At 71.5% G+C, this 11684-nt stretch carries 11 protein-coding genes and 2 pseudogenes; 6 read left to right on the forward strand and 7 right to left on the reverse strand.

Annotated features, from left to right (window positions below; genetic code table 11):
* From ACWJ6R_RS19320 to ACWJ6R_RS19335, 4 genes and pseudogenes are all read left to right on the forward strand, one after another.
* Window positions 1-770 (forward strand): annotated as a pseudogene (locus tag ACWJ6R_RS19320) (serine/threonine-protein kinase); the annotation flags it as partial.
* Between the two features lie 73 nt (window positions 771-843).
* On the forward strand, window positions 844-1803 hold the full coding sequence (locus ACWJ6R_RS19325; protein WP_449063564.1) for a quinone oxidoreductase family protein: 960 nt from the start codon (window positions 844-846) through the stop codon (window positions 1801-1803).
* Between the two features lie 162 nt (window positions 1804-1965).
* Window positions 1966-3288, forward strand: a complete 1323-nt coding sequence (locus tag ACWJ6R_RS19330) for an AAA family ATPase (protein WP_449063565.1) — start codon at window positions 1966-1968, stop codon at window positions 3286-3288.
* A gap of 58 nt (window positions 3289-3346) precedes the next feature.
* Complete coding sequence (locus tag ACWJ6R_RS19335; RefSeq protein ID WP_449063566.1) at window positions 3347-3925, forward strand: RloB family protein; 579 nt, start codon at window positions 3347-3349, stop codon at window positions 3923-3925.
* An 86-nt stretch (window positions 3926-4011) separates the two neighbouring features.
* On the opposite strand, the gene ACWJ6R_RS19340 is transcribed toward ACWJ6R_RS19335, so the two are convergent.
* On the reverse strand, window positions 4012-4404 hold the full coding sequence (locus ACWJ6R_RS19340; protein WP_449063567.1) for a hypothetical protein: 393 nt from the start codon (window positions 4402-4404) through the stop codon (window positions 4012-4014).
* A gap of 45 nt (window positions 4405-4449) precedes the next feature.
* Window positions 4450-4530 (reverse strand): annotated as a pseudogene (locus tag ACWJ6R_RS19345) (ArsR family transcriptional regulator); the annotation flags it as partial.
* Between the two features lie 110 nt (window positions 4531-4640).
* Between ACWJ6R_RS19345 and ACWJ6R_RS19350 the strand changes: the two are divergent.
* Window positions 4641-5672, forward strand: a complete 1032-nt coding sequence (locus ACWJ6R_RS19350; protein WP_449063573.1) for an MFS transporter — start codon at window positions 4641-4643, stop codon at window positions 5670-5672.
* A 136-nt stretch (window positions 5673-5808) separates the two neighbouring features.
* Window positions 5809-6696: a hypothetical protein gene (locus tag ACWJ6R_RS19355; RefSeq protein WP_449063568.1), complete on the forward strand. Its 888-nt coding sequence runs from the start codon at window positions 5809-5811 to the stop codon at window positions 6694-6696.
* Between the two features lie 20 nt (window positions 6697-6716).
* Here the strand turns inward: ACWJ6R_RS19355 and ACWJ6R_RS19360 are convergent, their stop codons facing one another.
* The 5 genes from ACWJ6R_RS19360 to ACWJ6R_RS19380 all read right to left on the reverse strand — a co-directional run bounded on the left by ACWJ6R_RS19360 (window position 6717) and on the right by ACWJ6R_RS19380 (window position 11596).
* The gene (locus tag ACWJ6R_RS19360; RefSeq protein WP_449063569.1) at window positions 6717-7991 is read right to left on the reverse strand and encodes a helix-turn-helix domain-containing protein; all 1275 of its coding nucleotides are present in this window, start codon (window positions 7989-7991) and stop codon (window positions 6717-6719) included.
* Between the two features lie 49 nt (window positions 7992-8040).
* Window positions 8041-8841 (reverse strand): ABC transporter permease subunit, encoded by an 801-nt coding sequence (locus tag ACWJ6R_RS19365; protein WP_449063570.1) that lies wholly within the window; start codon window positions 8839-8841, stop codon window positions 8041-8043.
* Window positions 8810-9730 (reverse strand): ABC transporter ATP-binding protein, encoded by a 921-nt coding sequence (locus ACWJ6R_RS19370; protein ID WP_449063571.1) that lies wholly within the window; start codon window positions 9728-9730, stop codon window positions 8810-8812. The genes ACWJ6R_RS19365 and ACWJ6R_RS19370 overlap by 32 nt, the downstream gene beginning before the upstream one ends.
* 106 nt (window positions 9731-9836) lie before the next feature.
* A complete protein-coding gene (locus ACWJ6R_RS19375) occupies window positions 9837-10046 on the reverse strand; it encodes an SHOCT domain-containing protein (RefSeq protein WP_449063572.1) in 210 nt (69 codons plus the stop codon).
* Entirely contained in the window at window positions 10043-11596 is a 1554-nt protein-coding gene (locus tag ACWJ6R_RS19380) for a cobyric acid synthase (protein ID WP_449063574.1), read from the reverse strand. The genes ACWJ6R_RS19375 and ACWJ6R_RS19380 overlap by 4 nt, the downstream gene beginning before the upstream one ends.
* Window positions 11597-11684 lie beyond the last annotated feature (88 nt).

Consider the following 11684-nt stretch of genomic DNA (forward strand, 5'->3'; position numbering starts at 1 on the left):
CCGCGGAGGCGGTCCGGCGCAAGAAGCTGATCGCCGGAGCGGCGGTCGCGGCCCTCGTCGCGGCGGGCGGGGGCCTCGGGCTCTACATCGCCCTCTCATCCAGCGGGCCCCCCACCGACCTGGGGCTGCTCTACCAGGACGACTTCACCCAGAAGAGCGACTGGGGCAGCGCCTACGACCCCGCGAACGGCGGCAAGTACGGCTACGCGCCGGGGGGGTACTACGCCGTCGACGCCGACGGCGAGAACGCCGTCCAGCGCATCACCGCGCCGGTGCCCTTCGCGACCGCCCCGCCCGCGACCCCGGACCCCGCCGCCAGCCCCACCCCGACCATCCCCGGCCGGCTGCTCCTCGGGGCCGACGTCACGGTCCGCAGCGGCGGCACGGGCGCCGGCGAGTACGGGCTGTTCTGCCGGGGCGCGGACGCCACGGAGGCGACCCGCTACGAGTTCCTGATCGACACCTCGGGCAAGGCCCGCATCCGCAGGGCGGTCAAGAACGCCGGGGGCGACCTGACCGAACCGGCCCCGGTGGAGGTGACGAAGGGCAAGCCCGTCCGGCTCCAGGCCGAGTGCTCGGCCGGTTCGGAGGGGATGCGGCTCACCATGTGGGTGGACGGCGCCCAGGTGCAGTCCGTCACGGACCCCAATCCGCTGCCGCCCGGCGAGCTCGGCATGATCGTCCGGGTCGGGGAGGACAGCGGCGCCACGTTGAAGACGGGCTTCGACAACTTCACCATGCGCGGCAGCGCCCCGGAGAAGAAGCCCTGAGGGAGGAACAACGAATGATCGGCTCGCGGTTGGGGATGCTCGGAACACCGACCTGAGCGAAGGAGCCCGCACGATGCGCGCCATAGTCGTCTCCGCCACCGGCGGCCCCGAGGTCCTCTCCTACGAGGACTACCCGGACCCCGCACTGAACCCCGGCGAGGTGCTGGTCGACGTCGCGGCCAGCGGAGTGAACTTCATCGACGTCTACCACCGGATGGGCCGCTACCCCCTCTCGCTGCCCTTCGTGCCCGGCAACGAGGGCGCGGGCACCGTCGCGGCGGTCGGCGAGGACGTGGAGGGGGTCTCCGTCGGCGACACGGTGGCCTGGGCGAACGTCATGGGCAGCTACGCCGAGAAGGCCGTCGTGCCGGTCTCCCACCTGCTCCTGGTGCCCGAGGGGGTGGTGCCCGAGCTCGCGGCGGCCGTCACGCTCCAGGGTCTCACCGCGCACTACCTGACCCACTCGGTGCACGAGGTCAAGCCCGGCGACGACGTGCTGGTGCACGCCGCGGCCGGCGGCATGGGGTTGCTGCTCACGCAGATCGCCAAGCTCCGCGGCGCCCGGGTGATCGGCACGGTCTCCACCGAGGAGAAGGAGGAGCTGGCCCGGCAGGCCGGAGCCGACGAGGTCCTGCGCTACAAGGGCTTCGCCGACGCGGTCCGCGACCTGACCGGCTCCGGCGTGCACGTCGTCTACGACGGGGTGGGGGCGACCACCTTCGCCGAGAGCCTCGCCGCCCTGCGCCCGCGCGGCATGATGGCCCTGTACGGCCAGGCCAGCGGCCCGGTCCCGCCGATCGACCCGCAACTGCTGGCCAAGGAGGGGTCCCTCTTCCTGACCCGCCCCAGCCTCGGCGCCTACATCGCCACCAAGGACGAGCTCGCCTGGCGCGCCTCCGACCTCTACGGCTGGCTGGCCTCCGGCCGGCTCCAGGTGCACGTCTCCCGCCGCTACCCCCTGGCGGAGGCCGCGCAGGCCCACGAGGACCTCGAGGCCCGCCGCACCACCGGCAAGCTCCTGCTCATCCCCTGACCTCCGCCTTCCGTACGGCCGCCCCCCTAGAGAGTGCCCGGACGGGATGGCGGCCGTACGTCAACATGCAGGATGCAGTTAGACAGCCCTCTGCGGGGATTCTCTTCGAGACAGGCGCTGAAGTTGTAGGCTGAGCACATGTTGAAGGAGAGGTGACCCATCATGCTCCTGCGGTTCCGGGTGGCCAACCACCGGTCGATACGCGACGAGCAGACACTGTCCTTCGTCGCGGCCCGATCGCGCGGCCTTGCCGGACAGCGAACGAACGGCACCCCGCGGACCGCACCTGTGGCGGGGATCTACGGGGCCAACGCCTCCGGCAAGTCGAACGTCCTCGACGCACTGCGATGGATGCAATGGGCCGTCGAGACGTCCCAGACGAGATGGGCACCGAGCGCAGGAATCCCCCGGCACCCGTTCCTCCTGTCGGAACAGGGCCGATCCACCGCCTCGCTGTACGAGCTGGATTTCGTTCATGACGGAATCCGATACACCTACGGATTCGAGGTCGACGACGAGGCCGTGCGCGGCGAGTGGCTCTATTCGTTCCCACATGGTCGTCCCCGCCGACTGTTCGAGCGAGCCGGGCCGGACCAGGATGCCTACGAGTTCAGTCGGATGCTCACCGGAGAGACGAGGCGCATTGCGAAACTGACACGGGGCAACGCGCTCTATCTCTCCTCCGCCGCGTCCAATAACCACTCCCTGCTGAGCGCACTCGAACTGAAGATCGTCACATGCATCCAGTTCGCCAGCCATGACGACCACGATGAGCGCCGCCGCCTTCTCGTGACCAAGCTTCTCCTCCGCGACCCTGCGGCGGCAGCGGACATCAATACACTTCTCCAGCTCGCCGATCTCGGAATCGAGAGGGCGGAGTTGGTGAAGGACAGGCTTCTCGCAGAGGCAGACGAGCGATTCAAGCGGATATATCGCACCACATCAGACGGGAGCAGTGCGCTCGACGCGGGGTCGGAACTCGAAACCCTGTCAGGCCGGATTCAGCTCCGGCGGGCGAACAGCACGACCGCCCTGTCCATCGAGGACGAAAGCGCCGGAACCCGAGTATGGCTCTCCATTATCGGACCGGTCATCGGGGCGCTCAAAAGCGGATCCGTCTTCGTGGTGGACGAGATCGATTCCAGCATGCACCCGCTGCTCAGCTCCAGCCTGATCCGAATGTTCAAGGATCCCGAGATCAACCGGCGCGGGGCTCGACTGCTTTTCGCCTCCCACGACACGACATTGCTCGGGAACCTCCTCTCGGAGGACCTTCTCTCCCGGGACGAGGTCTGGTTCACCGAGAAGGACGGCGAGGGTGCGACCTCCCTGTTCCCACTCACCGATTTTCACCCACGCCGCGACGAGAACGTAGAGCGAGGCTATCTCCAGGGACGCTACGGCGCCGTTCCCTATGTCAATCTCGAAAAAGTCCGCGAAATCTTCCACGAGAGGCACGCCGGGCCACATGAGCACACGGCGTAGCCCCCAGCGCCTAGAGCGGGTCCCCTCACGGAGAGAGCCTAGAAAACGGATCATGGTGATGTGCGAGGGCAATGTCACCGAGGTGAAATACTTCATCGGAATCAAAGACCACTTCCGTGCCCTGCCCGTGGTCATCGGAACCTGCGACATCCAGGGGTGCGGCAAGGATCCACTGAGCGTCGTCCGGGAAACCGCCAAGCGTAGAGACGCCGCCGAGGCGAAAGCCCGGCGGCAGCGAGACGCCTATCTCGCCTACGACGAGGCCTGGGCCGTGGTGGATGTCGACGAGCACGCCTCCCTGGACGCCGCGATCAGGGAAGCCTCCAGGACCGGCGTCAACCTGGCGGTCTCCGCACCCTGCTTCGAGATCTGGCTGCTCTGGCACTTCCAGGACTGCTCGGCGACGCTGTCCTCCGCGGTCGTCCAGAGCAAGGTCGGCAGGCACCTGCCCGGCTACGACAAGCACCTGCCGAAGGACTTCCCCTACGAGAGGTACGAAACAGCACGTCGCCGAGCGCAGAACACCGACCCGGCGCATGTCTCCGCGAACCGAAAGGGAGGCAACCCTTCGACCAACGTCTGGCTCACGGTCGAGGCGATCGCCGAATCAGGCCAGACGCAGCGGGAGCACCGGTGACACGCATGGCTCGCCCCCTCCGGGAGAGACACCGGGCCGCACCTGCGAGATGACCTTCGCCGCCTCGCTCGCGCGGCGGCCGTGCGTCACTCAGGCGGCTCCTGGGCACCGAGGCCGACGGGGAACGCGTCGAAGTTGACGATGACCCGCGCGGTGCCGGGGGCGTCCTCCTTCCGGTCCCGGACCTTCTCGTGGTGAGCGTCGACGACCCGTGAGATCTCCCGGACGAGACCGGCGAGTTCCTCCCGGGTCATGCGCATGACAGCGTGCAGGTTGACGGTGGCCTCGACCCATTCGCGGGGAGTGGTCCGCGACTCCTCCAGCCAGCGGCCGAGCTCGGCGTTCCGTTTGCGGAGCAGTTCGGCGAGCAGGAACTCCGCCGCTTGCGCCGTCTCGGGGTCGCGGCGGAACCGGTCCCCGTCGAACCCGAACCGGCGGGAGCGCCACCAGCGCTCCTTGCCCTTCCCGCGGCCGGACACCTCCTCGATGAGGCCGTGCCGCGCGAGCTGACGCAGGTGATAGCTCGTCGAGCCGCTGTTCTCCCCGGTGCGGGCGGCGAGCTGGGTCGCCGTGGCGGGGCCGTGGTGGTCCAGCAGCTCCAGCAGGCGGAGCCGTACCGGATGGGCGAGGCCCTTGAGCGCCGCTGCGTCGAGTTCGCGATCCGCGCGCCCGCCGGCGGATCCTGGTTCTGACCACGTGGACCCGGGTCACGGTCCTGACCGCCCTGGTGACGGCCGCCTGGCTGGGGACGCTCCCCCTGCCCGTACTGCTGGCCGGAGCCCTGCTGCTCGGCGCCGGAGAGGTCTTCGCCGACGCCTCGGCGCAGTCGGTGGTGCCGATGACCGTAGCGCGGGAACGGCTCGGCGACGCCAACGGCAAGCTCGTCGCCGCGCAGACCATCGGCAACAACTTTCTGGGAGGCCCCGCCGCCGGACTCCTGGCCGGGCTCGGCGCCGTCGCCGCGTTCGGGGCACCCGCCCTGCTCTACGCGGTGGCGGGGATCGCCCTGCTCGGCATGCGCGGGCGTTTCCGGGTGGAGGAGCCCTCCACCCGACCGCTCCGCCACGACATCGCGGAAGGGTTGCGCCACCTGTGGAGCCACCGGGTGCTGCGGGACCTGGCCTTTCTGTCGGGTGCGCTCAACTTCGCGAACTCGGCCTACTTCGCGGTCTTCGTCCTGTGGGTCGTCGGAGAGGAGTCCCGGGTGGGGCTCACCCCCGGCCAGTACGGCCTCCTCATGGTGGCGCTCGCCGCCGGGGCCGTGGCGGGGTCGCTACTGGCCGACCGGGTCGCGCAGAAGGCCGGTCAGGTCAGGACACTCGTCGTCGCCGACCTGGCCGGTGGCGTCCTGCTGCTCGTGCCCGCCCTCGTCCCCACCCCCGCCACCATCGGTCTCACCGCCATGCTGCTGGGCGCCGCCGGCGCCACCACCAACGTCCTGCGGGTCTCGCTGCGGCAGCGGCTCACCCCCGGTCACCTGCTCGGCCGGATCAATTCGGCCATCCGCCTGATCGGCATGGGGTCCACACCGCTGGGCGCGGCCGCGGGCGGTGCCCTCGCCACGGCGGCCGGGCTGCCGGCGGTGTTCACCGCGGCCTCGGTGCTGTGCGTCCTGGCCGTCGCCCTCACCTGCCGGAGTGTCACGACCCGCTCGGTCGCCGAGGCCGAGACCGCCGCCACGACGGCCGGGAACAGCGGCAGGAACGGAACCGGGGGCGGAGGCCGCGACCGACACACGACCGTCTGACTTTCGGCTCCCGCCTCCGCCGTTCGTCGTCCACAGAGGGGACCGGGGCCGACGTCGTCATCCACAGGGAGACGATTCCCTTGAAAGTACCTGCCCGGTGGGGGCTACTTTCGCCATCCGAGCGGAAGGAGCACGGATGGCGAAAAGACGCGGGCGTTCGTCACGGCATCGGCGGGCCGGACGGCCCGTCCTGAGCGTGGCGCTGCTCACCGACGAGCTGGACTTCGAGGCATTGCGCGCCCACGGTCCGCTTGCGCACCGCGACTACCAGGGTTATCTCGCCGCCTGCGAGCGCGACCTGAGGGCCTTGCACACCTCCGGGAAGGTGGTCGCGGAGACATTCGACCTCGTGGAGTACATCGGGTTCTGCCAGATCGCGGGGCTGAAGACCGGCGACCCCGCCAGCCGGGCGCGCTACGCCACGCTGGTGTGCGAGGAGGGCGACCCCCTCCCCTACCGGGGCGAGCCCATCGAGGAGTTCGTTGCCACGCTCGCGCGCAGGGAACGGCTCCGCCGGATGTCCTCCCGGATCGAAGGGATGCTCACCCCCGTCCCAGCGGGGACGGTCCTGGTGGCCCGGGACCGCGCGACCGACCTGTTCCTGTGGCTGCTGAGCGGCCAGGGCCCGGGCCTGCACGTCCTCACCTGCCGGGTGGCGCCCGCCGGGAGCGAACCACTGGAGGTGGTGGCCGAGGCCGAGGTCCGGTCACGCAAGACACTGCTGTATGGGGACGCGCCCCTGGTTCTCACCCGGTTGCTCGTCCTCGCGTGCGCCACCGGAGCACCCGGCAGTCTGGTCATGCGCTTCTTCACCCGGCGGACCGACTCCGCCACCGGCCTGCCGGTCAAGGTTGTCCGCGGCTGGACCATCGAGGGCGGCGAGCTCCGCCCGCTGAGCGGCGCGGAGATGCGGACCGCCGCCTGCACCGACCACCGGACCGGCGCCCCGCTCGCCCCGGAACCCGCCGTCGAGCACGCCGACGCGCCCTCCTTCCCCGGGGCCTTCTCCCAGGGATCGCGATGAGGAGGCGCGTCCGCGGGCTCTCAGGTGCGCCGCTGCGCCTGAAGGGGCTGGGCGGGCCAGTCGAGGAGGCGGGCGCCCAGCACGGCCGTCTCCAGGGTGAAGCGCTGGGTGGGATCGTCGGGCGAGAAGCCGGTGAGGCGGCGGATCCGCTCCAGCCGGTAGGTCACCGCCCGGGTGCTGACGCCGAGCCGCCGCGCGGCCGCGGCCTGGTTGCCCTGGACGGCGAAGACGGCCTCCAATGTGTCGAGCAGCGGCTCGGGCCCGCCCCGGGCCTCCAGCAGCGGGCTCAGCACGGTCGTGACCAGGTCGTCGATGGCCTCCCGGTCCCGCAGCAGCACCGGGAAGACCAGCAGGTCGGCCGCCTTGAGGACGGGTGCCCGCAGCCCGAGCCGGTCCCCCAGCTCGATCGCGTTGCCCGCCTCCCGATAGGAGGCGACCACCCCGCCGGGCCCCCGGTGCGCCCGGCCCACGCCAACGCACCAGCCGGGCTCGAAGGCCTGCCGCACGTGGTGGGTGAACTCCCCGGTCGCGGCGGAGAGACTGCCCGGTGCGACGCACACCAGCAGCCCGTCGCGGACCGCCACCAGCACGTTGTGCGACCCGAACCGGGCGACCAGCGCCTCCTCGATCCGCCTCGCCACCGGATCGCCGTCCCGCAGCCCCGGAGTCCCGGCCTCATCGGGTGTGGCCTTCTTCCCACCGGGCCCTGTTCCGTCGGACCCCACTCCACCGGGTCCTGTTCCGTCGGGTCTCACTCCACCGGACCCTGTTCCACCGGATCCCGTGCCTACCGCCCGCACGGACATGGCAGGGCGGGCGACCGCCACCACGTAGGACTCCGCGAGCCGGAGGCCGAAGTGCTCGGCGCGTTCGGCGAGCCGGTCGGCCCGCCCGTGCAGCAGATCGTCGACGAACTCCCGGCGCGCTGCCTCCTCCTGCCGGATCGCCAGCCGCTGGGCGTTCTCATAGCCCTCCATCAGCGCGGAGACCGCCCGCCTCAGCGCGGAGAGCACCGCCGGGGCGGCCCCTTTCGTCCGTCCCTGCCCGGGCGGCCCCGGCCAGACAGGGTCGGAAGCGGCCGGGTCGGAAGCGGACCCGCCGAGACCTGAGTCTCCGGGCGCGGATGATCCCGGACCGGACGGCCCGGAGACGGCCGTCTCGGCCATGGCCAGGGCGGCGTCGACCAGTTCCCGCAGCGGCAGGCCCAGCTCGGCGGCCCGCGCTCCCGCCGCCCGGTAGCCGTCGAGCACGTCCCTGCCGGGCGGCCGCCCGGTGGCGGCGGCCTCGCTCAGCATCCGAGGGTGCCCGCCGAGCAGGTCGGCGGCACCCGGGCGGCCTCGTCCATCACACCCCTATGTCACGCCGGTCGAAGGCCAGGATCGCGACGACCAGCAGCACGGCGGCGGCGCCCGCCAGCACGAGATAGTCCCCGGCGGGGAAGCCCTGGTAGAGCGGCCGGCCGTCCAGGTAGTAGTGGAACGGCGAGACCCACCGGAGCCAGGAGACCGCGTCCACGTTCTTGCCCATGGTCTCCACGATGTAGCCGCCGACCGCGACCACGCCGACGACCGCCATCGCCGGGCCCCTGCGGCCGGCGGCGGCGCCGACCGCCAGGGACAGCGCGCCGAAGAGCAGGCCGAGCAGGAAGACCCCGGTGTGCGCGGCCAGGATCCGGTCGAAGGCGACGTCCATGTCCGCGGCGACCGACAGGCCCCAGGCGAGCAGGAACGTCGCCGTCGCGACGCCGAGCAGTCCGAGGGCGAGCGCGGCGAACCGTTCGAAGACCAGCCGCCTGCGGTCGATCGGGAGCGTGACGGTCAGCTCCAGCGTGCCGGACTCCTCGGGGCGGGCGATCGCCTGGTTCCCCAGGATCGCCGCGCATACGACGAACAGCATCGGCCCGAACAGCTGGTAGACCACGCTGTGCAGATAGCCGACCCCGGTGGTGAAGTCCGCCAGTCCGCCCATCAGGTCGCGCATCGCCCCGGGGAGCTTCTTCAGGGCCGCATCGCCGTACAGGTCCTGGTTCTGGGAGATGTTGGGGTAGAACGACAGGTACAGCGCGAAGAACGCGCCGATGCCGATCGTCCAGCGGACCAGCGACCTGCGGTGGTCACGCAGGCTCTTGGACACCAGCGCGGGCATGGTGGGCCTCCTCTTCGCTGTAGTAGGTCAGGAAGATCTCTTCCAGGTCCGGTTCGGCGCTGGCCAGGTGCACCACGGTGAACCGGGCCGCCGCCTTGATCAGCGCGTCGGGACGGCCGTCGATGGTGCAGCTCAGGTTCGCGCCCTCGACTCTCAGGTCCCGCACGCCGGGGAGGTTCTCGAACTCCTCGCGGGGTACCGGGGCGTCGAAGTGGAACTCCACCCGGCGCACCGCCTTCTCCCGCAGGGCGGCGACGTCCTCGACGGCGACCAGCCTCCCCCGCCGCACGATGCCGACCCGGTCGGCGACGTCCTCCACCTCGGCGAGCACGTGCGAGGACATCAGCACGGTCCGGCCGGCCGCGCGCACCTCGCGGACCATGGCGAGGAACTCCTGCTGGACCAGCGGGTCCAGGCCGCCGGTCGGCTCGTCCAGGATCAGGAACTCCGGGTCGTGCATGAACGCCTGGATCAGCCCGACCTTCTGCTTGTTGCCCTTGGAGAGTTTTCCCATGGGCACCGAGAGGTCGGCCTCCAGCCGTTCGGCCAGCGCCGCGATCCGGTCCCGGGACACGCCGCCGCGCACCCCGGCCAGGAAGGCGAGGTACTCGCTCGCCCGCTCCCGCCCCTCCAGCGCGAGCTCTCCGGGAAGGTACCCGATCCGGCCCCGCACGGCCGGATCCCGGGGGTCCGTCCCCAGCACGCTCATCCGGCCGCGGGTGGGCCGGATGACGTCGAGGAGGAGCCGGATGGTGGTCGTCTTGCCGGCGCCGTTCGGGCCGAGGTACCCGAACACCTCTCCGGGCCGGATCTCCAGATCGAGATCTTCGAGCCCCCGGCGCTTCCCGTAGAACTTCGTCAGTCCCTCGGTCTCCACTACCGCTGTCATGCTCCCGATCGTGCCCTGCACCCGATCCACCGGACCATGACCGGTTCTTGACACTTGCGCCCGCGTTCATTGCCCGGTTCCGGAACACTCCGCCCCCGGGAGGGGACTACCAGTCCTGGGAGAGGCCCGACATTCGGCGGAGGTACTCGTCCTCGTCGATCTCACCGGCCGCGTAGCGCCGCCTGAGGATCTCCTTCGGGTCGTCGGGGGCCGGTCGGCTGCGCGCCCTGGAGGCGTGCGCCATGAGGGCGAGGCCGAGCACCACCGCGGCGATCACGGCGATGACGAGGAGCACCACCGCGAACCGGGCGATCACCGTTCACCGTCCATGCCCCTATTCTGCGAGAAATCCGGCGCTCCGTGGAGGACCCCACCGGCTTCGTGAAGGGTCCCGCCGGGGGGCAGCGGCGGCAGGCCCGCCGGGGCGCCGCCCTCCAGCAGCCGCAGGAGCGCGCCGGTGTCGGTGTTCCGCTCGATCAGGTCACCGAGGGCGTCCAGCCGCTCCTCGCGCAGCGCGGCGAAGGAGGTCCCCGGCGCGGGGGTGAAGTCGCGGCCGGAGGCGGCGGCGGCCTCGCGCAGGAACGCCCGGCGGAAGTCGTCGTTCTCCAGCGCCCCGTGCCAGGTGGTCCCCCAGACCGTCCCGGACCGGCAGCCGTCCAGGAACGGCTCCGCCCCGTCGTCGGGGGTCACCGTCCCGTGGTGGATCTCGTAGGCGGCCACCCGGTGGCCGTAGGCGCTCCCGACCGGGCGGCCCAGGGTCTTGTCCGCGGCGAACTCGACCGTCGCGGGCAGCAGCCCGAGCCCTTCGACCCGTCCGGCCCCCGATTCGACGTCGTCGCGGATGGTCCGGGCGAGCATCTGATAGCCGCCGCAGATGCCCAGCACGACCCGGCCGCGCAACGCCTCCGCCAGGCCCCTGGCCCGCAGCCAGGCCAGGTCGGAGACCGTGGCGCGGGATCCGGGCAGGACCACCAGGTCGGCGTCGTCCAGCTCCGCCGGGGAGGTCACGAAGCGCACGGCCACGCCCGGCTCGCAGGCCAGCGCGTCGACGTCGGTGAAGTTGGAGATGCGCGGCAGCCGGACCACCGCGACCCGCAGCGTCTGCCGGCCGTACGGCGTGCGCGCCGCGGCGGCGGGCCGGTTGTCCAGCGCCAGGGAGTCCTCGACGTCGAGCCAGAGGCCGTCCAGCCACGGCAGCACGCCGTACACCTCGCGGCCGGTCAGGTTCCTGAGCATGTCCAGCCCCGGTTCGAGGAGCTCGCGCGCGCCCCGGAACTTGTTGATCACGAATCCGGCGATCAGCGCCTGGTCTGCGGGTTCCAGCAGCCCCACCGTGCCGTAGAGCGAGGCGAACACCCCGCCCCGGTCGATGTCGCCGACCACGATGACCGGCAGGTCCGCGGCGCGGGCCAGGCCCATGTTCGCGATGTCGCCCCGGCGCAGGTTGATCTCCGCCGGGCTGCCCGCCCCCTCGCAGACCACCACGTCGTAGCGCTCCCGCAGCCGCCGCAGCGCCTCGACGGCCGTCTCCCGCAGGTGGTCCTTGACCTGCCAGTACTCCATCGCGTCGACGTCGGCGAGCGGCCTGCCCATGACCACGACCTGGCTGCGCCGGTCGCTGCCCGGCTTGAGCAGGATCGGGTTCATGTCGGCGCTCGGCTCCAGCCCGCACGCGGCGGCCTGCATCGCCTGCGCCCGGCCGATCTCCGCGCCGTCGGCGGTGACGAAGGAGTTGAGCGACATGTTCTGCGCCTTGTACGGCGCGACCTTCACCCCCTGCCGCGCCAGCCACCGGCAGATCCCTGCGGTGACGACGCTCTTGCCCGCGTCGGAGGTCGTCCCGGCGACCAGCAGCGCGCCTCTCATCCCCGTGCCCGCCCTCTCTCCCCGCCGGTCGCCGCCCGTCGGCGCCGGCTCCGCCGTACCCTCCCGGCGGGACGAGCCCACCGGCGCC

It is taken from the genome of Planomonospora algeriensis, assembly GCF_977012225.1.